This is a genomic window from Prescottella equi (genome assembly GCF_020171745.1).
Taxonomy (GTDB): domain Bacteria; phylum Actinomycetota; class Actinomycetes; order Mycobacteriales; family Mycobacteriaceae; genus Prescottella; species Prescottella equi_A.
This window is the reverse complement of sequence record NZ_JAIVAH010000005.1, coordinates 216,289-237,594: the sequence shown is the minus strand read 5'-3', so window position 1 is coordinate 237,594 and position 21,306 is coordinate 216,289. Positions and strand designations below refer to the sequence as shown.

General features: G+C 67.5%; 20 protein-coding genes. 8 read left to right on the top strand and 12 right to left on the bottom strand.

Features of this window, described 5'->3' with window-relative positions; genetic code table 11:
- Positions 1–38 precede the first annotated feature (38 nt).
- From LCL87_RS04525 to LCL87_RS04505, 5 genes are read right to left on the bottom strand one after another with little or no spacing between them, the layout of a single operon-like run.
- Entirely contained in the window at positions 39–458 is a 420-nt protein-coding gene (locus LCL87_RS04525) for a nuclear transport factor 2 family protein (protein ID WP_225017115.1), read from the bottom strand.
- 10 nt (positions 459–468) lie between these two features.
- Complete coding sequence (locus LCL87_RS04520) at positions 469–1,332, bottom strand: TIGR03619 family F420-dependent LLM class oxidoreductase (protein WP_225017112.1); 864 nt, start codon at positions 1,330–1,332, stop codon at positions 469–471.
- A 14-nt stretch (positions 1,333–1,346) separates the two neighbouring features.
- The gene (locus LCL87_RS04515) at positions 1,347–2,522 is read right to left on the bottom strand and encodes a thiolase family protein (protein WP_225017110.1); all 1,176 of its coding nucleotides are present in this window, start codon (positions 2,520–2,522) and stop codon (positions 1,347–1,349) included.
- 1 nt (position 2,523) lies between these two features.
- Positions 2,524–3,588, bottom strand: coding sequence for a thiolase family protein (locus LCL87_RS04510; RefSeq protein WP_225017108.1), 1,065 nt, complete (start codon positions 3,586–3,588; stop codon positions 2,524–2,526).
- A 13-nt stretch (positions 3,589–3,601) separates the two neighbouring features.
- Positions 3,602–4,579 (bottom strand): Zn-ribbon domain-containing OB-fold protein, encoded by a 978-nt coding sequence (locus LCL87_RS04505; RefSeq protein ID WP_225017106.1) that lies wholly within the window; start codon positions 4,577–4,579, stop codon positions 3,602–3,604.
- Positions 4,580–4,653: 74 nt separating this feature from the next.
- Here LCL87_RS04505 and LCL87_RS04500 point away from each other — a divergent pair, with 74 nt between their 5' ends.
- A complete protein-coding gene (locus LCL87_RS04500; protein WP_225017105.1) occupies positions 4,654–5,694 on the top strand; it encodes an LLM class F420-dependent oxidoreductase in 1,041 nt (346 codons plus the stop codon).
- A gap of 75 nt (positions 5,695–5,769) precedes the next feature.
- On the opposite strand, the gene LCL87_RS04495 is transcribed toward LCL87_RS04500, so the two are convergent.
- The 4 genes from LCL87_RS04495 to LCL87_RS04480 all read right to left on the bottom strand — a co-directional run bounded on the left by LCL87_RS04495 (position 5,770) and on the right by LCL87_RS04480 (position 9,418).
- Positions 5,770–6,531, bottom strand: a complete 762-nt coding sequence (locus LCL87_RS04495) for a 3-hydroxyacyl-CoA dehydrogenase (RefSeq protein WP_225017103.1) — start codon at positions 6,529–6,531, stop codon at positions 5,770–5,772.
- Between the two features lie 28 nt (positions 6,532–6,559).
- Positions 6,560–7,753, bottom strand: a complete 1,194-nt coding sequence (locus LCL87_RS04490) for an acetyl-CoA C-acyltransferase (protein WP_225017101.1) — start codon at positions 7,751–7,753, stop codon at positions 6,560–6,562.
- An 87-nt stretch (positions 7,754–7,840) separates the two neighbouring features.
- Positions 7,841–8,461: a TetR/AcrR family transcriptional regulator gene (locus LCL87_RS04485; protein ID WP_225017099.1), complete on the bottom strand. Its 621-nt coding sequence runs from the start codon at positions 8,459–8,461 to the stop codon at positions 7,841–7,843.
- 135 nt (positions 8,462–8,596) lie between these two features.
- Entirely contained in the window at positions 8,597–9,418 is an 822-nt protein-coding gene (locus tag LCL87_RS04480) for a crotonase/enoyl-CoA hydratase family protein (RefSeq protein ID WP_225017096.1), read from the bottom strand.
- A 79-nt stretch (positions 9,419–9,497) separates the two neighbouring features.
- On the opposite strand from LCL87_RS04480, the gene LCL87_RS04475 reads away from it, so the two are divergent.
- The gene (locus tag LCL87_RS04475; protein WP_225017094.1) at positions 9,498–11,147 is read left to right on the top strand and encodes an acyl-CoA synthetase; all 1,650 of its coding nucleotides are present in this window, start codon (positions 9,498–9,500) and stop codon (positions 11,145–11,147) included.
- Positions 11,147–12,262: an NAD(P)H-dependent flavin oxidoreductase gene (locus tag LCL87_RS04470; protein ID WP_225017092.1), complete on the top strand. Its 1,116-nt coding sequence runs from the start codon at positions 11,147–11,149 to the stop codon at positions 12,260–12,262. Before LCL87_RS04475 ends, LCL87_RS04470 begins: the two co-directional genes overlap by 1 nt.
- A gap of 74 nt (positions 12,263–12,336) precedes the next feature.
- On the opposite strand, the gene LCL87_RS04465 is transcribed toward LCL87_RS04470, so the two are convergent.
- From LCL87_RS04465 to LCL87_RS04455, 3 genes are all read right to left on the bottom strand, one after another.
- Complete coding sequence (locus tag LCL87_RS04465; RefSeq protein ID WP_225017090.1) at positions 12,337–13,968, bottom strand: long-chain-fatty-acid--CoA ligase; 1,632 nt, start codon at positions 13,966–13,968, stop codon at positions 12,337–12,339.
- Between the two features lie 75 nt (positions 13,969–14,043).
- On the bottom strand, positions 14,044–15,165 hold the full coding sequence (locus LCL87_RS04460) for an acyl-CoA dehydrogenase family protein (protein WP_225017088.1): 1,122 nt from the start codon (positions 15,163–15,165) through the stop codon (positions 14,044–14,046).
- A gap of 15 nt (positions 15,166–15,180) precedes the next feature.
- A complete protein-coding gene (locus LCL87_RS04455) occupies positions 15,181–16,362 on the bottom strand; it encodes an acyl-CoA dehydrogenase family protein (protein ID WP_225017087.1) in 1,182 nt (393 codons plus the stop codon).
- A 281-nt stretch (positions 16,363–16,643) separates the two neighbouring features.
- Here LCL87_RS04455 and LCL87_RS04450 point away from each other — a divergent pair, with 281 nt between their 5' ends.
- The 5 genes from LCL87_RS04450 (at position 16,644) to LCL87_RS04430 (ending at position 21,305) form a co-directional block, all read left to right on the top strand.
- Complete coding sequence (locus tag LCL87_RS04450) at positions 16,644–16,832, top strand: ferredoxin (RefSeq protein ID WP_005515523.1); 189 nt, start codon at positions 16,644–16,646, stop codon at positions 16,830–16,832.
- A 118-nt stretch (positions 16,833–16,950) separates the two neighbouring features.
- A complete protein-coding gene (locus LCL87_RS04445; RefSeq protein ID WP_225017085.1) occupies positions 16,951–17,862 on the top strand; it encodes a 3-oxoacyl-ACP reductase in 912 nt (303 codons plus the stop codon).
- Between the two features lie 616 nt (positions 17,863–18,478).
- On the top strand, positions 18,479–19,243 hold the full coding sequence (locus tag LCL87_RS04440; protein ID WP_022594117.1) for an MlaE family ABC transporter permease: 765 nt from the start codon (positions 18,479–18,481) through the stop codon (positions 19,241–19,243).
- 20 nt (positions 19,244–19,263) lie between these two features.
- Positions 19,264–20,115, top strand: a complete 852-nt coding sequence (locus LCL87_RS04435) for an ABC transporter permease (RefSeq protein WP_225017083.1) — start codon at positions 19,264–19,266, stop codon at positions 20,113–20,115.
- An 11-nt stretch (positions 20,116–20,126) separates the two neighbouring features.
- On the top strand, positions 20,127–21,305 hold the full coding sequence (locus LCL87_RS04430; RefSeq protein WP_225017081.1) for an MCE family protein: 1,179 nt from the start codon (positions 20,127–20,129) through the stop codon (positions 21,303–21,305).
- The last annotated feature ends 1 nt before the right edge of the window (position 21,306 follow it).

Below are 21,306 nucleotides of genomic sequence, written 5' to 3'. Positions count from 1 at the left end.
ATCGGTGACCGCCCCACTTTCGTGTTCCGGGGAGAAGCTCAGAGCTTCTTCAGCGTCTTCATCGCCCGCTCGACCTCCCAGAAGGCGCGCAGCGACTGCAGCTTGCCCTCCGCGTTGACGCGGTAGATGAACACACCCTCGGCGTCGACCTGGTTGCCGGCGATGACCGTGCGGATCGAGCCGATGTTGACGTTCTCGTCACCGCACACCAGCGAGTCGTTCACGATGAACTCGAGCGAATCGGTGTTGGCGATCGTCATGTCGTAGAACTTCGAGATCGCCTCGCGGCCGTGATGGCCCTTGCCCTCGGGATCGAAGCCCGACGGGCCGACCGGGTCCTCGACCCAGCCGTCCTCGGCGAACAGATCGAGCCACTCCTCCTTGCGCTTTCCGCTCGCGGCGGACTGCGACGCCTTCGCGGCGACACGCGCGGGATGCTCGGTTCCGGTGGTCGTCATACTCGGCTCCCTAGTGGATGTACTGATCGGCGAACTTGCGCATCGAGTCCTGCTTGGCCTCGAGCGGCGCGTCGAATCCGAGTCCGTCGAAGATCCACGGGATCACGATGCTGTCGGTGATGCCGGCCTCGGCCATCTCCGCGTAACCGTCCTTGCCGAACCGGTCGATGCACACCGCCTGGATCTCGAAAGGCAGGTCGGCGCGGCCGTATTCGGCGCGCAGCTCGTCGAGCCGGGCCATCGTCGAGACGAGGTCGTCGAACTTCATCATCGCCGACGTCCAGCCGTCACCGATCCGGGCCGCGCGCTTGAGCGCGACCTCGGTGTGGCCGCCCACGTAGAACGGCACCGGCTTGCTCGGTGCCGGGCTCATCTGCAGGCGGTCGAAGTCGAAGAACTCGCCGTGGTACTCGACCATGCCGCCGTCCAGCACCAGCTTGATGATCTCGATCATCTCGTCGACGCGGGCGCCACGCTTCTTGTAGGGGGCGCCGCACCACTCGAACTCCTCGGGCGCCCAACCGATTCCGACGCCGAAGCCGAACCGGTTGCCGGTCAGGTTCGCCACCGAACCCACCTGCCGCGCCAGCAGCAGAGGATTGCGGGAGCCGAGCTTGAGGACGTTGGTGTAGAAGCCGATGGTGCTCGTGACGGCGCCCATCGCGGCCGCCGCGATCAACGGGTCCACCCACGGCGTCTCGGCATTCCACATGCGCGAGCCGTCGGGGGTGTACGGGTAGTCCGCGGCGGCCGTCTCCATGAAGAACAGGGAGTCGGGCAGCGCGATGTTCGCGAAACCACACTCCTCAGCGGTCTGTGCCAGGGCGGTCAACTGGTCCAGCGGGCTCATCGCGATGCCGACTGTGAACTTCATGGTGGGAACCTCTCCTAGTTGGTCGGACGGTCGGCGCCGACCACCCACATCGCGAAGTACTGCGAGCCGCCACCGTAGGCGTGGCCGAACGCCTTTCGGACGCTGTCGACCTGGTGGTCACCGGCGCGCTCCATGACCTGCATCGCCGACTCGGCGTAGCGGATCATGCCGGAGGCGCCGATCGGGTTGGACGAGAGCACGCCACCCGACGCGTTGACCGGCAGTCGCCCGCCGATCGCGGTCTCCCCGGCCTCGGTGAACTTCCAGCCCTCGCCCTCCGGCACGAACCCGAGGTTCTCGAGCCACATCGGCTCGAACCACGAGAACGGCACGTAGATCTCGGCCTCGTCGATCTCGGTGAGCGGGTCGGTGATGCCCGCGGCCTTCCACAGTGCGGCCGAGGCGTCGCGGCCGGCCTGCGGGTTCGCGACGTTGCGGCCGGCGTACGACAGCGGCTCGGTGCGCATCGCGGTCGCGTGGATCCACGCGACCTTGCGGCCACCCGAGACGACCTCCTCCGCAGCGGCCTCGTTGCCGATCACGATCGCGCACGCGCCGTCCGACGACGGGCACGTCTCGTCGAAACGGATGGGGTCCCACAGCATCTGGGAAGCCATCACCGACTCGACGGTGATGTCGGACTGCTTGAGGTGCGCGTACGGGTTCAGCGCGCCGTTCCGGCGATCCTTCACGGCCACCATCGCGCCGATGTGGTCGGGGGCGCCCGAGCGGCGGATGTACGAGCGCACGTGCGGTGCGAAGAAGCCACCGGCACCCGCGCCGACCGGCATCGTGAACGGCACCGGCGTGGACAGTGCCCACATCGCGTTGGACTCGGACTGCTTCTCCCACGACACCGCGAGCACCCGCTTGTGCACGCCGGCCTGCACCAGGCTGGCCGCGACGTTGCCGGTCGAGGCGCCGACCGAGCCGGCGGTGTGCACGCGCAGCAGCGGCTTACCGTGAGCGCCCAGCGCATCCGACATCGCGAGCTCCGGCATCATCGAGCCCTCGAACAGGTCGGGGGCCTTGCCGATGACGATGGCGTCGATGTCGTCCCAGCCCACCTGGGCGTCGGCCATCGCGCGGTCGATCGCCTCGCGGACCATGCCGGCCATCGTGACATCGTGACGCTTGGCGACGTAGTACGTCTGGCCGGTGCCGAGGACGGCGGCGAGTTGCTTGGCCATATCAGTTGCGTCCTTCCATGACGGCGACCAGGTTCTGCTGCAGCACAGGGCCACTGGTGGCGTGGGCGAGGACGCGCTGCGCGTCGCCGCTCATGATCGAGCGGGCCGCGTGGCCGATGCGCTCGAGACCGCCGGAGAACATCGGGTTGCCGGTGAGGGGGCCACCCGACGGGTTGATCGTGGTGGCGTCGGTGAGGCCGATCGCCTCGCGCAGGATGATCTCCTGGTGCGTGAACGGCGCGTGCAGCTCGGCGACGTCGATGTTCGACACGTCGCCGCCGGTTGCGGCGCGCGCTGCCGATGCCGTCGACGGCGACGTCGTCAGGTCGCGCGAACCGATGTTGGGGGAGTCGATCCGGTGCTCGATGCCGGTGATCCATGCCGGGCGCTCGCACAGTTCGCGGGCACGGTCGCCGCGGGCCAGGATGATCGCGGCCGCACCGTCGGTGATCGGCGCACAGTCGTGGGCCCGCAGGGGGTCCGCGACGTACTCGGACGCGAGCAGCGCCTCGATGTCGACGTCACCGGAGATCTGGGCGTCGGGGTTGGACTTCGCGGCGGCGCGGCTGCGCTGAGCGATGGCCGCCATCTCCTCGGCCGTCCACTTGCCGGCGTCCAGGCCGAGACGGGCCTGCAGGCCCGCGACCGAGACCGAGTCCGGCCACAGCGGCGAGACCAGGTACGGATCCATCTGCATCGCGAGGATCTGGCGGAGGTTGCCGGCGGAGGACTTGCCGAAGCCGTACACGAGGGCGGTGTCGACCTCGCCGGTCATGAGCTTGACCCAGGCTTCGTACAGCGCCCATGCCGCGTCCATCTCGACGTGCGACTCGTTGATCGGCGGCACGGCGCCGATCGAGTCGATCGCCGAAATGAACGAGAACGAGCGTCCGGCCAGGTAGTCGGAGGAACCGGAACACCAGAACCCGATGTCGGACTTGGTGATTCCGAGGTCGGAGTACAGCTCCTGGAAACAGGGGACCAGCATCTCGACACCGTTGGTGGTGCCGCTGGTCTCGCGCACATGTGGGGCCTGTGCGAAGCCGACGACTGCAATGTCTGTCATGTTCTCGAGGCTCCTAGAGATGGTGCTTGTAGCTGTCGTAGTCCGCATCCGGCTCACCGCTCGGGCGGAAATGGGAGACGTTGCGGAGCGAGTACCCCCACTCCTCCTTCGGCCGCCACACGGCCTCCACGCGCATGCCCATCCGGACCTCGGCCGCGTCGACCTCGAGGATCAGGTGCAGGAACGGGATGTCGGCGCCGTCGAGCAACACGTAGGCCGCGACGTACGGCGGCTTGATCTGCTGGCCCATGAACGGCACATTGACGATGCAGAACGTGGTGATGGTGCCCTTGTCGGACACCTCGACCTGCTCCTTGGTGGGGGCGCCGTCGGTGGGGTTCGCGCCGCGCGGCGGCACGTAGACCTTGCCGTTCGCGTCGGTGCGGCCGCCGATGATCTTGCCCTCCATGAGGCCGAGGAGGTAGTAGGTCTCCTCGAACGACGCGGTGTGCGTGTAGTGCAGGTCGATCGGGGTGACGATGTCGGTGACCGGATCACCGGCGGAAACGGTTGCGGTGGAGTCGGAATCGCCCTCACCGGGCTCGAAGCACGCGATGTCCTGGATTCGGCCGGTGCGCTCGTCGGCCCAACGGACCCGCACCCGCATCCCGGTGCTCATCGCGTCGGGGGAGCCGGCGTCCACGGCATGCAGGATCGAGGTGTCCGCGCCGTCGAGCTTCACCAGCGCCCACGCGAACGGGTGGGTCAGCGGCTGGCCCTCGATGGGCTCGGACATCCACGACCAGCTGACGACCGTTCCGGTGGCGGAGACGTCGACGAAGTCGGTCATCGGTTCGTGGGTGGTCGGGTCGAATTCCGGTGGCGGCACATGAACTCGGCCGTCGGAACCGCGGGCGCCGATGACCTTTCGGTCACGGAGAGCCGTCACGAACGCTCCGATGGTCGGCCCCACCGATCGGGTGTAGTCGAATTTCAGATTAAGTGGTGCTCTCAGTGGCTGCTCGGCCACTCCGCTCTTTCCAGGGGTCACGGAATCGAGTAGAACAGGTTCTTATTAATGTGGCAAGGGACACATTCGGTCCAGGGAAAACACGGAGGCGCGCGATGAAGCTGGGGTTACAACTCGGGTACTGGGGTGCGCAGCCACCGGCTAATGCGCAGGAACTGGTGAACGAGGCCGACGCCTCCGGATTCGACGCGGTCTTCTCCGCCGAATCGTGGGGTAACGATGCCTTCACGCCCCTCGCGTGGTGGGGATCGAGCACCGAACGGATCCGCTTGGGCACCTCGGTGGCTCAGATGTCGGCGCGCACGCCCACCAACTGCGCCATGCACGCCCTGACGCTCGATCACCTGTCCGGCGGACGGGCGATCCTCGGTCTCGGCGTCTCGGGCCCGCAGGTGGTCGAGGGCTGGTACGGACAGCCGTTCCAGAAGCCGCTCGCCCGTACTCGTGAGTACGTGTCGGTCGTGCGTCAGGTGCTCGCCCGCGAGGCGGCCGTCCGCAACGACGGGCCGCACTACCCGTTGCCCTACACCGGGTCCGGATCGATGGGACTCGGGAAGCCGCTCAAGCCGATCACGCACCCGCTGCGCGCGGACCTGCCGATCTGGCTCGGCGCCGAGGGGCCCAAGAACGTCGCGCTGACCGCGGAGATCGCGGACGGCTGGCTGGCCATCTACTACACGCCCCGACTGGCACCGATGTACAACGAGTGGCTCGACGAGGGCTTCGCCCGCGCGGGCGCGCGACGCAGCCGCGAGGACTTCGAGATCGCCGCGACGTGCCAGGTGATCGTCACCGACGACCGGCAGGCCGAGATCGACAAGCTCCGGCCGATCACGGCGCTCTACGTCGGCGGCATGGGTGCGGCCGAGATGAACTTCCACGCCCAGGTCTACACCCGGATGGGCTACGGCGACGAGGTCAAGGAGATCCAGAAGCTGTTCCTGTCCGGCCGCAAGGCCGAGGCGGCCGCGATCGTGCCGGACCAGATGGTCACCGACACGATGATCATCGGCAACCGGGACGAGGTGCGCACCCAGGTCAAGGAGTGGGAGGACGCCGGAGTCACGATGCTGCTGGTGACGTGCCGCAACGTCGAACACATGCGCGAGCTCGCAGAGGCCGTCGGAACCGTCTGATCCGGCCATGTGAAAAGGCGCGGCCCGTGACGGATCACCGTCACGGGCCGCGCCTTTCGCTGTTGTGCTCCGAGATCAGCGCGGCGCCATGCGGATCGCGCCGTCGAGGCGGATCACCTCGCCGTTGAGCATCGGGTTGGAGACGATGTGTGCGGCGAGCGAGCCGTACTCGGCGGGGTCGCCCAGGCGCGACGGGTGCGGAACCTGCTGGCCGAGCGACGCCTGTGCGGGCTCCGGCAGGCCGGCGAGCAGCGGGGTCTTGAACAGGCCCGGCGCGATGGTTACGACGCGGATCAGCATCGACGCGAGGTCGCGGGCGATCGGCAGCGTCATGCCGACGACGCCGCCCTTGGACGCGGAGTACGCGGCCTGGCCGATCTGACCGTCGAACGCGGCGACGGACGCGGTGTTGATGATGACGCCGCGCTCGCCCTCGATCGGGTCGGTCTTCGCGATGCGCTCGGCGGCGAGGCGGAGCACGTTGAAGGTGCCGACGAGGTTGATGTTGACGACGCGCTGGAACTCCGCGAGCGGGAACGCGCCCTGCTTGCCGACCGTCTTGATCGCGTTGCCGATGCCGGCGCAGTTGACCGTGACCCGCAGCGGGCCGAGGGATTCGGCGAGATCCAGCGCCGCGACCACCGAGGCCTCGTCGGTGACGTCGCCCGCCGCGAAGCGAACGCGGTCGCCGAGTTCCTTCGCGACGACCTCACCGTTCGACGACGGCAGGTCGAGGATGACGACGCTGGCCCCCTGGTCGTGCAGGGCCTTGACGGTGGCCAGGCCGAGGCCGGAGGCGCCGCCCGTCACGAGTGCAACGCTGTCCTTGACGATCATGCGTGTTCCTTTCGGATCTGCTTGTGTTTCAGAGTCGTTCGATGATGGTGGCGTTGGCCATGCCCGCGCCCTCGCACATGGTCTGCAGACCGTAGCGCCCACCGGTGGTTTCGAGGTGGTTCACGAGCGTGGTGAGCAGGCGTGTCCCGGACGAGCCGAGCGCGTGGCCGAGCGCGATGGCGCCGCCCAGCGGGTTGAGTTTGGCGGGATCGGCGCCCAGTTCGTGCGCCCACGCCAGCGGGACCGGCGCGAACGCCTCGTTCACCTCGTACGCGTCGATGTCGTCGATGCCGAGTCCTGCTTTCGCGAGTGCCCTGCGTGTCGCGGGGATCGGAGCCGTGAGCATCATCAGTGGATCGTCGCCGAGTACCGCGAACGAGTGGAAGCGGGCGCGCGGCGTGAGATTCAGTTCGGCCGCGGCCTTCTCGCTCATGATGAGCACCGCGGACGCACCGTCGGTGAGCGGCGACGAGTTGCCGGGGGTGATCTGCCAGGGTGCCTCGGGGAAGCGGGCGGCGAACTCGTCGGTGCGGAACGAGGGCTTCAGCCCGGCGAGTCCGTCGGCGGTGGTGGAGGCACGCACCGTCTCGTCGACGGCGTGCGCGTACTCGGTGCCGTCGGGTCCGGTGACGGTGATCGGGACGATCTCCCGGTCGAAGGCGCCGCTCGCCGCGGCCGCCGCGGCCCGCTGGTGCGACTGTGCGGCGTACGCGTCGAGGCTCTCGCGATCCAGCTTCCACCTCGCGGAGATCAGCTCGGCCGAGATGCCCTGGTGGACCAGGCCTTCCGGGTAGCGGGCGGCGATGCCGGGCCCGGAGGCGTCCTGGCCGATCGGGGAGGTGCCCATCGGGATCCGGCTCATGGATTCGACGCCGCACGCGATGACGATGTCGTAGGCGCCCGCGATCACGCCCTGCGCCGCGAAGTGCGCGGCCTGCTGGCTCGATCCGCATTGCCGGTCGATCGTGGTGGCCGGCACCGACTCGGGGAAGCCTGCCGACAGCAGCGCGGTCCGCGAGATGTTGAGGGCCTGCTCGCCGACCTGCTGGACGCAGCCGCCGATGACGTCGTCGACCCGGACGGGGTCGAGACCGTTGCGCTCGACGATCACGCGCAGCACGTGCGCGAGCAGTTCCACCGGGTGGGTTCCGGACAGGGCGCCACCGGGCTTGCCCTTTCCGGACGCGAGTCGAACCGCGTCGACGATGACTGCCTCGGCCATGGGCCCATCCCTTCCTCGAAACCAGCTTACTTATCGCTCGCTAAGTGGGTACCACGTGAGAACGTGCCAGGTCAACGGTTGGCGAGGTCAGCGCGCGGGCGCGACCATCTTGGACGCGATCGCGGCGTACTTGGCGGCGACCGCCTCCGGGCCCAGTTCGCCCTCGGCGTGGTACCAGCGGGGGATCGCCTGGCACATGCCCAGGATCGCGCGCGTCGCCTCGGCGGGGTCGTCGACGTCGAACGCGCCCGACTCGACGCCGTCCCGCACGATGTCCAGGACGATCGTCTCGATGCCCTTGCGGACCGTGCGGTAGCGCTCGTGGTTCTCGCCGGTCAGGTACCGGGCCTCGCCCTCGATCGCGGCCAGGCGGGCGCGGTCGGTCATCCGCAGGACGATCGCGGACACCACGTTGGTCAGACGCCGACCGGGATCGCCGTCGCCCGCGTCGTCGGCGGCCCGGGCGCGGGCGAGGACGTCGCCCGTGCCCAGTTCGACGAGCGCGACCAGCAGGCCTTCCTTGCTGTCGTAGTGGTAGTACAGCGCGGGCACCGTGACCCCCACTCGGCGCGCGATGTCGCGCACCGACGCACCGTGGAAACCCTTCTCGTAGAACGCATCGAGCGCTGCGGACAGGATCGGCGACAGCTCGAGGGGTTCGAGCCGCTGCCATTCCGGCCGGGACTTCTCACCTGCGGCAGTGCCCATCGGCGGTCCCACCTGTCGATCGTCGGTCAGTGCCCGTCGAGGATACGCGCGTTCGCGCGCAGGCCCCCATAACGGCTGAAGGGTCCCTTCGCGCTGCGAACGCACGAAGGGACCCTTCAGCTGAAAGTGGTGGTGCTACTTACCGGTGAACTTGGGGGCGCGCTTCTCGGCGAACGAGCGCGGGCCCTCCTTGGCGTCGTCGCTCTTGAAGACCGCCATGCCGATCTGGGCCTCGAGCGCGAACGCGTCTTCCTCGTGCATGCCCTCGGTGACGCGGATGGTCTTCAGGATCGCCTGCACGGCGATGGGGCCGTTGGCCGCGATCTGTTCGGCAATCTCGAGCGCCTTGTCGAGCGCTTGGCCGTCGGGGACGACGTGTCCGACGAGGCCCAGTTCCTTGGCCTCGGGGGCGGGCACCGTGCGGCCGGTCAGCAGGATCTCCGCGGCGACGGTGTACGGGATCTGGCGCACCAGGCGCACCGCGGATCCACCGAGCGGGAACAGTCCGAGGCGGGCCTCGGAGACGCCGAACCGAGCGCTCTCGCCCGCGACGCGGATGTCGGTGCCCTGCAGGATCTCGGTGCCGCCGGCGATGGCCGGGCCCTCGACGGCCGCGATGAGCGGCTTGGTGAGGCGACGACCCTTCAGCAGCGCCGGCAGCTTCGTCACGTCCATTCCGCCCGTGAACTTGTCGCCGGGGGCGTTGCGGTTCATCTCCTTGAGATCCATTCCGGCGCAGAACGTGCCGCCCGCGCCGGTGAGGATCGCGACCCGGATGTCGGGGTCGGAGTCGATCCGGTCCCAGGCCTCGACCATGATCTCCATCATTTCGCCCGAGAGGGCGTTGCGGGCCTCGGGACGGTTCATCGTCACGATCAGGACGTGGCCGCGCTTCTCGACCAGGCAGTGGGGCGATTTCGCCGAAACGTCTGTATTTTCCGCGGTTCCGGTGGACACTGGTGACTCCTGATATTCGTGTGAGCTGAGTCTCTAATTGGGTCTTGTCAGCGACAGTAACACGTTCTACTTTGTTGACGTGGCCATTAATATCGCAGACCTTGTAGAACACTCGATCGACCTCAACCCGGACCGCGTCGCCCTGGTGGACGCCGACCGTGAGGTGACCTTCGCGCAACTGGAGGAGAAGGCCAACCGACTGGCCAACTACCTGCGGGATCGGGGCGTCGCGCCCGGCGACAAGGTGGGCATCTACAGCCGCAACACCATCGAGGCCATCGTGTCCATGGTCGCGATCTTCAAGGCCCGCGCCATCATGGTCAACGTCAACTACCGGTACGTCGAGAACGAGTTACAGTACATCTTCGAGAACTCGGACATGGTCGCGCTCATCCACGAGCGCCGCTACAGCGACAAGGTCGCGGGCGTCCTGCCGAACACCCCGCTCGTGAAGACGGCGATCGTCGTCGAGGACGGCACGGATCGCGACTACTCGTCGTACGGCGGTGTCGAATTCGAAGAGGCGCTGTCCCAGGGGTCGCCCGAACGCAACTTCGGTGAGCGCAGCCCCGACGACATCTTCATCCTCTACACCGGCGGCACCACCGGCATGCCCAAGGGCGTCATGTGGCGGCACGAGGACTGGTGGCGCGTGCTCGGCGGCGGCGTCAACTTCGTCACCGGCGAGTACGTCGAGGACGAGTGGGAGCTGGCGAAGGTCGGTGCCGCGCACCCCGCGATGGTCCGCTTCCCGATTCCGCCGATGATCCACGGCGGTTCGCAGTCGGCGGTGTTCCACAGCCTCTTCGGTGGCGGCACGCTCGTCATGCACCCCGAGTTCGACGGCCACGCGGTGTGGCAGGTCATCGACCGCCACAAGATCAATCTCATCTTCATCACGGGCGATGCGATGGCCCGTCCCATGATCGACGCGCTGATCGCCGGAAACCCGGAGACCGGTGAGCCGTACGACCTTTCGTCGCTGTACGTCATCGCCAGCAGCGCGGCGCTGTTCTCGCCGGCGCTCAAGGAGCAGTTCCTCGAGCTGCTCCCGAACCGCCTGCTCACCGACTCGATCGGCTCCTCCGAGACCGGCTTCGGTGGTCTGGCCACCATCACCAAGGGCTTCGAGCACACCGGCGGTCCGCGTGTGAAGATCGACGCCGCCACCGTCGTCATCGACGACGAGGGCATCCCGGTCGTACCCGGTTCCGGACAGGTCGGCATGCTCGCCCGCAGCGGCCACATCCCCGTCGGCTACTACAAGGACGAGGAGAAGACCAAGGCGACCTTCAAGACGCTCAACGGAATTCGGTACTCGATCCCGGGCGACTACGCCACGGTCGAGGAGGACGGCACCGTCACGATGCTCGGCCGCGGATCGGTCTCGATCAACAGCGGCGGCGAGAAGATCTACCCCGAGGAGGTCGAGGGCGCCGTCAAGTCGCACCCCGACGTCTTCGACGTCCTCGTCGTCGGTGTGCCTGACGAGCGTTGGGGCAACCGCGTCGCGGCCGTCGTGGCCCCGCGCCCCGGAACCCGCCCGAGCCTGGACGACATCGTCGAGGCGGCCCGTAAGGAGATCGCCGGCTACAAGGTGCCGCGCAGTCTGTGGCTCGTCGATGCGATTCAGCGCTCGCCCGCCGGCAAGCCGGACTACAAGTGGGCCACCGCGCAGACCCAGTCGCGCGAGGCCGACGATCACTACACCAACGGCAAGGACGCGTGATGCACACCGATCTGGCCGAGAAGTTCGGCATCCAGTACCCGATCTTCGGATTCACCCCCTCCGAGCACGTCGCGGCGGCGATCAGCCGCGCCGGCGGTCTCGGTGTGCTCGGGTGCGTGCGGTTCAACGACCCGGACGAGCTCGAGGCCACCCTCACCTGGATGGACGAGAACACCGACGGCAAGCCGTACGGCGTCGACATCGTGATGCCGGCCAAGGTGCCCACCGAGGGCGGCGCGGTCGACCTCGACAAGCTCATCCCCGCCGAGCACCGCGCGTTCGTCAACCGCACGCTCGACGAACTGGGTGTCCCGCCGCTGTCCGACGACGTCGAGCACGCCACCGGCGTCCTCGGCTGGCTGCACTCGGTGGCCCGTTCGCACGTCGACGTCGCACTGAACCACCGGATCGCGTTGATCGCCAACGCTCTCGGCTCGCCGCCGAAGGACGTCATCGACCTGGCACACGAGAAGGGTGTTCCGGTGGCCGCGCTCGCGGGCGCCGTGGAGCACGCCCGCAGCCACGTCGCGAACGGTGTCGACATCGTGATCGCACAGGGCTACGAGGCCGGCGGGCACACCGGTGAGATCGCCTCGATGGTGCTCGTCCCCGAGATCGTCGACGCGATCGGCGATTCCGCGGGCGTCCTGGCGGCCGGCGGCATCGGCAGCGGACGCCAGGTCGCCGCGGCCCTCGCGCTCGGAGCGTCCGGCGTCTGGATGGGCTCGTACTGGCTCACGACGAGCGAGTACAAGCTCGGCAGTGCGGCCGAAGGGCCGTCGTCGATCCAGCGCGCGCTGCTCGGTGCGACGTCGGCGGACACCGTTCGGTCGCGGATCTACTCGGGTAAGCCGGCCCGCCTGCTCAAGACCAAGTGGACCGACGCCTGGGCCAAGCCCGATGCGCCCCAACCGCTTCCGATGCCGCTGCAGAACATCCTCGTCAGCGAGGCGCATCAGCGCATCTCCGCCGGCAGCGACCCCGAGGTCGTCGCGATGCCGGTCGGCCAGATCGTGGGCCGGATGAACGAGATCCGCCCGGTCGCCGAGATCATGGCCGAACTCGTCGCCGAGTTCGAGTCGACGGTCTCGCGCCTCGATGGACTGAAGGGCTGACCAGAGCCCGACGCGACAGCGCCCCCGGAACGATGTTCCGGGGGCGCTGTCGTTGTGTCAGGAGGCCGGGGTGATCAGGCGTCCGCGGTCTGACGCTCCAGCGTGAGCGCGAGTTCCGGTGTGAGCAGCACGAACTCGTCCTGGCCACGATCGCGTAGCCAGACCGGTTCGGCGCAGTGCCAGCGTTCGGCGCTGAGTGTGCGCGTCACGACCTTGAACGTCGCGGTCCGAGGGAACTCGCTGCACACCCGCACCAGCGTCGGCCGCTGCTTCGGTCCGAGGTCGGACTGCTCGTCGAGGAAGCGGGCGAACGCCGACGGGTCGAAGTCGTCCACGTCGCCGGTCGGGATGACCGCGGCCATCACCCGGTCGCCGACCTCGCTGTCCGGCACGCCGTACACCGACACCTGCGCGAAGCCGGGGTAGCGGAGCAGGATCCGCTCGATCGGTGCGGCGCCGAGGTTCTCGCCGTCCACCCGCAGCCAGCCCGAACTGCGGCCCGCGAAGTACACGAATCCGTCGGCGTCCCGGTACGCCTGGTCGCCGCTCCAGTACATGCCGTCACGCAGACGCTCGGCGTCCGCCTCGGGATTCTTGTAGTAGCCCGCGAACGCGCCCGGCCCCGTCACGTTCACCATCTCGCCCGTCGCCTCCTCGGCGTTGACGAGGCGGCCGTCGGCGTCGAACTCGGCAGGCGGGCAGACGGTTCCGGTGTCGGGATCGCGGATCTCGACGGTGGGCGGCAGCATGCCCAGCGCGCCGACCGGAGCGTCGGGGTGCGCCGAGATGGACACGCCACCCTCGGTGGAGCCGAAGCCGTCGACCACGCGGGTGCCGAAGCGTCGGACGAACTCGCGGGCGACCGGCGCCGAACCCTCGTTCCCGTACATGACGCGCAGCGTGTTGTCGGCGTCGTCGGGCTGTTCCGGGGTGGCGAGGATGAACGACAGCGGCTTGCCGACGTAGTTGGCGTAGGTGACGCCGAAGCGGCGGATGTCGGGCAGGAACCCGGACGCGGAGAACTTGCGGCGCAGGGCGATTGCGCTCCCGCCGCCGAGCGCCACCGACCACGCCGCGATCATGGCGTTGGAGTGGAACATCGGCATCGCCATGTACACGACGTCGTCGGAGGACAGTCCGAATCGTTCCGCCAGCATGATGCCCGGCTCGGTGAACTTCCGATGTGTGCAGCGCACCGCCTTCGGGTCACCGCTGGTGCCCGACGTGAAGATCAGCATCAGTAGGTCGTCGAGGTCCGCGGCCGGCGCGATCTCGGGGCTGCCGACGAACGGCTGGAGAAGTTCGGACCATTCGGGGGAGTCGACGTTGATCACGCGGACCCCGCCGAGATCGATCCCGTCGAGCAGGTGTGCCTGGGTGTTCTCGGTGAACACGATCTGGCAGTCGGAGAGCGTGATGTCCCGCGCGAGGGCGTCACCGCGGCGGGTCGTGTTGAGGCCAGCGAGGACGGTGCCGGAGAAGGCTGCCGCGCCGAGGAGGGACGAGAACTCCGGGGTGTTGTCGAACAGCACGCCGAAGTGGCGCGGACGATCGGCGTCGAGCAGCGAGTCGAGAAGTGCCGCACGGTCGTACATTCCGTGGACGTGGTCCGTCCACGGAATGTACGCATCCTCGAATCGGATTCCGTGCGTGTCGACGTCGCGAAGCTGCGCGAGCAGATCCGCGACGGTGGGGGTCACTGTCATGCCCACATCATGACCTGTGTGACGCCCGTCATGGTATCTCGTTTCACTGTATGGGACTGGCTGCGCGCGTGTCGGTTACGCGGGCGTCGCGGCGAGTTCGGCACCCAGCCGGCGCAGCTGGTCGCTTGCCGAACCGAGCAGGAACTCCTGGCGCTTGGCGGCGAGGAAGTACCGGTGCACCGGGTGGTCCTCGTCGAGTCCGACGCCGCCGTGCACGTGCACGACCGTGTGCGCGACGCGGTGGCCCGCATCCGCGGCCCAGAACTTCGCGGTCTCGATCTCGCCCTCGATGGGCAGGCCCTCGGCGAGGCGGAAGGCCGCCTGCCACAGCGTCAGTCGCACACCCTTGACGTCGATGTACCCGTCGGCGAGACGCTGCGCGACGGCCTGGAAGCTACCGATCGGACGGTCGAACTGGACGCGCTCGCGGGCGTACTCGGCGGTCATCTTCAGCGCCTGGTCGAGCACGCCGAACTGGAAGGCGCTCGAGCCCACGGAACCGCGGTCGACGATCCACTCGACGATCTCCGTACCGCGCTCGACCGATCCGAGGACGCGGTCGTCGGCGACGTGGACGTCGCTCAGTTCGACGATGCCGGTGCAGCCGAAGTCCGTCGTCTGCTGGCGGGTCACCGTGACACCGGCGTCGGCGGCCTCGACGAGGAACACGACGGTGCCCTGGTCGGTGGCGGCCGGGACGAGGAACAGGTCCGCGATCGGTGCGCCGTCGACGACGATCTTGGTGCCGCGCAGCGTCCAACCGTCCGCCGTCTTGTCGGCACGGGTGACCGGTGCCGCGGGGTTGTCGTTGAGTTCCTCGGCCAGAGCCACGGCGAGGATCTTCGCGCCTGCGCCGGCCGGTGCTGCCCAATCGGAACGCTGTGCGTCCGAGCCGAACTCGGCGATCGCACCGGCGGCCATGACGATCGACGACAGGTACGGGACGGGGGCGACGCCGCGGCCCAGCTCGATCAGGATGCTGCTCTGCTCGAGGATGCCGAAGCCGTCACCGCCGACGGACTCGGGCAGGGCGGCGCTGAGCACGCCGGAGGATGCGAGGGTGTCCCAGAGCTTGCGGTCGAAGCGGTCCTCGGCGGAGTCGAGTTCACGCAGGTGCTCGTTGGTGACGATGTCGGCGACGATGCCGCTCGTCAGGCCGGCCAGGTCCTGCTGGGCCTCGGTGAGGGTGAAGTCCATGTTGGTCGTCCTTCCTTATCGCTTCGAAGCCGGCTGGCCGAGGGCGGTCATCGCGATGATGTCGCGCTGGACTTCGTTGGTGCCGCCGCCGAAGGTGAGGATGAGTGCCGAGCGGTGCATGCGCTCGAGGCGGCCGCGGAGCTGGACGCCGGGGGAGTTCTGCCGGATGGTGGCCGACGGACCCATGATCTCCATGAGCAGGCGATACGCCTCGGTCGCGAACTCGGTGCCGAACACCTTGTTGGCGGACGCGGCCTCGGGGCCGGGGGCGTGGTCCTCGGCGGAGGCGATCTCCCAGTTCATGAGCTTCAGGTACTCGGTCTTGGCGTGCACGCGGGCCAGATTCATCTGCACCCACTCCTGGTCGATCACCCGGCGGCCGTCGGCCAGCTTGGTGTTCTGCGCCCACTCGCGCACTTCCTGGAGTGCGGTCATGATCGGTCCCGCGGAGGTGAGCGCGACGCGCTCGTGGTTGAGCTGGTTCGTCACGAGACGCCAGCCGCCGTTCTCCTCGCCCACCAGCGAGCTCTGCGGGACCCGCACGTCCTGGTAGTAGGTGGCGCTGGTGTCCGGGCCGGCCATCGTGTGGACCGGGGTGGACGAGAAGCCCTCGGCGGTGGTCGGCACGATGAGCATGCTGATGCCGCGGTGCTTCTTGGCGTTGGGATCGGTGCGGCACGCCAGCCACACGTAGTCGGCGTACTGGATGAGGCTGGTCCACATCTTCTGGCCGTTGATGACGTAGTCGTCACCGTCCTTGACCGCGGAGGTGCGCAGCGACGCGAGGTCGGTGCCGGCTCCCGGCTCGGAGTAGCCGATCGAGAAGTGCAGTTCGCCGGCCGAGATCTTGGGCAGGAAGAACGCCTTCTGCTCGGGGGTACCGAAATGCATGATGGTCGGCGCGACCGAGTTGATCGTCAGGAACGGCACCGGTGCACCCGCGATCGCGGCCTCGTCGGTGAAGATGAGCTGCTCCATCGGGGAGCGTTCCTGTCCGCCGTACTCCTTGGGCCAGCCCAGGGTGAGCCAGCCGTCCTGGCCCATCTGCTGGACGACCTCGCGGTAGACGTTGCCCTCGCCGTACTCGCCGGTGGTCGCGGCGAGCGCCTCGCGGCGTTCGGGGGTCATCAATTCGGCGAAGTAGCTTCGCAATTCCTCCCGCAGCTGCTGCTGCTGCGGGGTGTAGGTGATATCCACGTGCGTTTCTCCATTCCAGGACAATCGTCGGCGTCGATTTCGACCGATACGACACGGATTTCTGGAATGATCGCGGGCACTGCTGATCGTGTACGAGGCTGTGACAGCGGCCTTTCCGTGACCGGTGCGGACCGTGTGGTCGGCGCCTACAGGAGGGTTGTCCGAATCATTGCACAGCAGTGAAACGGGTTCTAGTCTTATGGCGAAGTCTCGTTGCGTCACAGCCCGACGCGTCGGGCTTCGGTCCAGTCTTTCGAACGAACGTGAAATGAGGAACCGTCATGGAGGTAAGGGTCGACAGGGACCGCTGCGAGGCCAACGGTGTCTGCGTCGGAATCGCTCCCGACATCTTCGATCTGGACGACGACGAGGAGCTGATCATCTCGGCCGCCGTTCCTCCGGCCGACCGGGAAGCGGATGTGCGTTCGGCGATTGCGCAGTGCCCGCGCGCAGCGCTCACCGAGCACTAGAGTCAACCTTGCGGCCAATGTAGAACACGTTCTACATTGGCCGCTGTCGTCGGCAGCCGCGGCGATGAGGTCCGATCGGCACGAGGCCGGTCGACGTCACGGTTACGGGAGTGCGTAGATGAGTGCAGGAAGCAATCGCGAGGTCAGCTTGGAGGGCAAGGTCGCGATCGTGACCGGGTCGGGATCCGGACTCGGACGGGCCGAGGCGATCGGCCTGGCCCAGTCGGGTGCTGCCGTTGTCGTCAACGATCTTTCGGTGAACGACACCGTCGAGTCCACGCTCGACGAGATCCGCACCCTCGGCGGCAAGGTCGAGTTCGTGGCGGGTGACGTCGGCGAACGGTCCACGGCGGACGCCCTCATGGCGGCGGCACAGGGCCTCGGCGGCGTCGACATCGTCGTCAACAACGCGGGCATCGTCCGCGACCGCATGCTCTTCAGCATGTCCGACGAGGAGTGGGACCTCGTCCTCAAAGTGCACCTGCGTGGGCACTTCCTCCTCTCCCGCAACGCGGCCACGTTCTGGCGCGACAAGTCGAAGGCCGACGGTGCCCCCGTCTACGGCCGGTTGATCAACACGTCGTCTGAGGCGGGACTGCTCGGCCCGGCCGGGCAGCCGAACTACGGCGCCGCGAAGGCCGGCATCACCGCGCTGACGCTGTCGGCCGCGCGGGGTCTGTCGCGCTACGGCGTGCGGGCCAACGCCATCTGCCCGCGCGCGCGGACGTCGATGACGGAGTCCGTCTTCGGTGACGCCCCCGAGGGGCAGATCGATCCGCTGTCGCCCGAGCATGTCGCGGCGCTGGTGTCGTACCTGGCGTCCCCGGCCGCCGACGCGGTCAACGGACAGGTCTTCGTCGTCTACGGCCCGATGGTCGCGCTCATGGCGGCGCCGGTCGTCGAGCAGCGCTTCGATGCGGACGCGCAGTGGACGCCCGCTGGTCTCGCCGACGAGATGGGCGCGTACTTCGACGGCCGCGATCCGGAGCGCATGTTCTCGGCCTCGGAGGCACTCAAGTCGCTGGGCTGATCGCGCCCCGCTGTGAACCCGACGATCCCGTAATTCCCCACGTAACGGGGGATTACGGGATTTTCGATACACGAGGTAGGAAAGGCGACAAGATGGGTCGGACGCCGCCGCGTCCACGCGTCGTCGCCGGTGAGTGGTCGCTCGGGGGAGGGGCTTCCGCGAAACGCTGTACTGGTGTCTAGAACGTGTTCCAATTCGGTGATTGCGGCGAGGTCTCGGAACGGTAACCGGCGTTGCGGGGTCTCGGTCGGCGGTGCGCAGTCCTCGCGCCGGGTGCGGGTTGCGAGCGCAACGGTCCGCGCGGTACGCCCGTCGGAAAATTTTGCACGTCTGTGCAGCTGAATGCGGGTGATCGCCCACCTCGATGAGTGTTCGCGTCGACGCGACCTCTGGCTCGTTCGGTAGCGCGCGACCCTTACTTCGTCTGGCCCGGTCGTTGCTTGCGGCCGGATTCGGAACGCGTCCACCGAAATCTTTGACAGGTGAACACGTTCTAGTTAATATGACCTGGGTCACAGAGCGTTTGTCCTGTTCGGACGCCCTGGGGGGCGCGTTGTGCCGCGAGTGCGCGGCCGCGCATCGAACGTCCATGACAAGGATTGGTGAGGAGGGAAACGTGGTCGACCTCCTCGAGGTACCCCTGCGGGCCGCAGGCGGATTCTTTGCGATGTCGGCGGACACGCTGCGGGCGGTCTTCTCGCGCCCGTTCCAGCGGCGCGAGTTCGTCGATCAGGCCTGGTTCGTTGCGCGGGTCTCGATGGTTCCGACGGTGCTCGTCGCGATCCCGTTCACCGTGCTGGTGAGCTTCACGATCAACATTCTCCTGCGCGAGATCGGCGCGGCCGACCTCAGTGGCGCGGGTGCGGCTCTGGGTGCCGTCACGCAGGTCGGTCCCATCGTCACGGTGCTCATCGTGGCCGGTGCCGGCGCGACCGCGATCTGTGCGGATCTCGCGGCCCGCACCATCCGCGAGGAGATCGATGCGATGCGGGTGCTGGGCATCAATCCGATTCACCGCCTCGTCGTGCCGCGCGTGCTCGCGTCCACCGTCGTGGCGCTGCTGCTCAACGGCCTCGTCTGCACCATCGGCATCCTCGGAGGTTTCCTCTTCTCGGTGTACGTCCAGGACGTCAACCCGGGAGCGTTCGTCAACGGCATCACGCTCCTCACCGGTTTCGGTGAACTGATGATCTCGATGCTCAAGGCCGGTCTGTTCGGCATGATCGCCGGTCTGATGGCCGCGTACCTAGGTATGAACGTCCGCGGTGGTGCCAAGAGTGTCGGCGACGCGGTCAACCAGACCGTCGTGTTCTCGTTCATGGCGCTGTTCGTGGTCAATGTGCTCATCACCGCCATCGGCATCAAGTTGACGTCCGGGTGAGTGACAGGGTGGTGAATTAGATGGCTCTCGTGGCATCGGGACGCTTCGTCCGCACTCGGCGGCGTCTCTCACGCGCATCGCGCTCGGTGGACCGGGTCGGCGAGCAGGCGCTGTTCTTCTGGCGCGCGCTCGCGTGGTCCCCGCGCGCCCTCCTGCACTACCGCCGCGAGGTTCTGCGCCTCATCGCCGAGATCAGCATGGGCACAGGCGCACTCGCCGTCATCGGCGGCACCGTGGTCATCGTCGGATTCCTGACGCTGTTCACGGGCGGCACCATCGCGGTCCAGGGCTTCGCCTCGCTCGGCAACATCGGTGTCGAGGCGCTCACGGGCTTTTTCGCGGCCTTCATCAACGTGCGCATCGCCGCACCGGTCATCGCGGGCATCGGCCTGGCCGCCACCATCGGCGCAGGCTCCACCGCGCAGCTCGGTGCCATGCGGGTCTCCGAGGAGATCGACGCACTCGAATCGATGGCTATCCCGTCGATTCCCTACCTGGTCTCGACACGCGTCATGGCCGGCATCATCGCGATCGTCCCGCTGTATTCCCTGGCAGTCATCGCGTCGTTCGTGGCGAGTCGCTTCGCCACTGTCGTGCTCAACGGACAGTCGGGTGGCGTCTACGACCACTACTTCTCGACGTTCCTGATACCGACGGACATTCTCTGGTCGTTCGTGCAGGCGATAGTGATGGGTGTGGCCGTGATGCTCATCCACACCTACTACGGCTTCAACGCCAGCGGCGGTCCCGTCGGCGTCGGTGTCGCGGTCGGCAACGCCGTTCGTGCATCGCTCATCGCCGTCGTGACCGTGACCCTGCTGATCTCGCTGGCGATCTACGGCCAGTCCGGCAACTTCAACCTCTCGGGATAGGCGGAGGAGCGTTGACCGAATCAAGGTGGAAGACGAAGATCGCTGCGGCCGTGATGGTGCTCAGCCTGGTCGCGATCGTAGTGGTGGCCCTGACGATGTTCGTCGGCGGCTTCACGAAGAGCGAGCCGGTCACGGTGATGGCCTCGCGCTCCGGACTGGTCATGGAACCCGACGCCAAGGTCAAGCTCCGAGGTGTCGAGGTCGGCCGGGTGGCCAAGATCGACGAGGTCGACGGCCAGGCTCGGATCCAGCTGAACATGGATCCGTCGCAGATGCACATGATCCCGTCGAATTCGGCCGTCCAGATCGATTCGACCACGGTGTTCGGTGCCAAGTTCGTGAACTTCGTGGTGCCCGAGTACCCGTCGCCCAACTCGCTGCAGCCGGGAACGGTGATCGACGCCGACTCCGTCACGGTGGAGTTCAACACCGTCTTCGAGCACCTCACCGAAGTGTTGAACCAGGTGCAGCCCGAGAAGCTCAACGCCACCCTCGGCGCCATCTCGTCCGCCCTGCGGGGGCGGGGCGAGGAACTCGGCATCCTGCTCGAGCAAAGCGACGAGTACCTGAAGAAGATGAATCCGACTCTGCCGCAGTTGGAGTACGACGTCCGGGCCACCGCCGAGGTGTCGAACATCTATGCCGACACCGCTCAGGATTTGTTGAAGGTGGTCGACAACGCGACCGGCACGAGCGGTTCGATCGTCGAGGAGCAGGCGAATCTCGACCTGTTGCTCATGAACGTCACCGGCCTCGCGAACACCGGCAACTCTGTCCTGCGGGAGAACGAGAACGCCGCGGTCACCGCGCTCGACACGCTCACCCATACGACGACCCTGCTGGCCGAGTACTCGCCCGAGCTGACGTGTTTCATCACCGGACTGAACCAGGCCCGTATCAAGTTCGAGCCGATGGCCGGTGCCGGCAAGTACGGATCGCTCATGCTGAGCACGAACTTCCTGCTCGGTGCGGAGACCTACCGGGCTCCGGACGAGTTGCCGAAGGTTGCGGCTTCGGGCGGCCCGAACTGCTACGGACTTCCCACGTTCGATCCGAAGACGGATGGAAATGCGCCGTTCGTAGTTGCGAACACCGGAGCGACTCCGTACGTCCCGAGCGAGCAGGCCCGCCTGTCGGTGCCGACCATCTTCCGGTTCCTGTTCGACGGTTACACACAGGCGGACCAGTGAT

What these genes read in the sequence shown, in the direction of transcription:
- LCL87_RS04460 (WP_225017088.1), bottom strand. Translation starts at nt 15,165, where the DNA reads ATGGACTTCACCCTCACCGAGGCCCAGCAGGACCTGGCCGGCCTGACG.
- LCL87_RS04445 (WP_225017085.1), top strand. Translation starts at nt 16,951, where the DNA reads ATGAGTGCAGGAAGCAATCGCGAGGTCAGCTTGGAGGGCAAGGTCGCG.
- LCL87_RS04435 (WP_225017083.1), top strand. Translation starts at nt 19,264, where the DNA reads ATGGCTCTCGTGGCATCGGGACGCTTCGTCCGCACTCGGCGGCGTCTC.
- LCL87_RS04500 (WP_225017105.1), top strand. Translation starts at nt 4,654, where the DNA reads ATGAAGCTGGGGTTACAACTCGGGTACTGGGGTGCGCAGCCACCGGCT.
- LCL87_RS04520 (WP_225017112.1), bottom strand. Translation starts at nt 1,332, where the DNA reads ATGAAGTTCACAGTCGGCATCGCGATGAGCCCGCTGGACCAGTTGACC.
- LCL87_RS04515 (WP_225017110.1), bottom strand. Translation starts at nt 2,522, where the DNA reads ATGGCCAAGCAACTCGCCGCCGTCCTCGGCACCGGCCAGACGTACTAC.
- LCL87_RS04470 (WP_225017092.1), top strand. Translation starts at nt 11,147, where the DNA reads ATGCACACCGATCTGGCCGAGAAGTTCGGCATCCAGTACCCGATCTTC.
- LCL87_RS04495 (WP_225017103.1), bottom strand. Translation starts at nt 6,531, where the DNA reads ATGATCGTCAAGGACAGCGTTGCACTCGTGACGGGCGGCGCCTCCGGC.
- LCL87_RS04525 (WP_225017115.1), bottom strand. Translation starts at nt 458, where the DNA reads ATGACGACCACCGGAACCGAGCATCCCGCGCGTGTCGCCGCGAAGGCG.
- LCL87_RS04485 (WP_225017099.1), bottom strand. Translation starts at nt 8,461, where the DNA reads ATGGGCACTGCCGCAGGTGAGAAGTCCCGGCCGGAATGGCAGCGGCTC.
- LCL87_RS04450 (WP_005515523.1), top strand. Translation starts at nt 16,644, where the DNA reads ATGGAGGTAAGGGTCGACAGGGACCGCTGCGAGGCCAACGGTGTCTGC.
- LCL87_RS04490 (WP_225017101.1), bottom strand. Translation starts at nt 7,753, where the DNA reads ATGGCCGAGGCAGTCATCGTCGACGCGGTTCGACTCGCGTCCGGAAAG.
- LCL87_RS04510 (WP_225017108.1), bottom strand. Translation starts at nt 3,588, where the DNA reads ATGACAGACATTGCAGTCGTCGGCTTCGCACAGGCCCCACATGTGCGC.
- LCL87_RS04465 (WP_225017090.1), bottom strand. Translation starts at nt 13,968, where the DNA reads ATGACAGTGACCCCCACCGTCGCGGATCTGCTCGCGCAGCTTCGCGAC.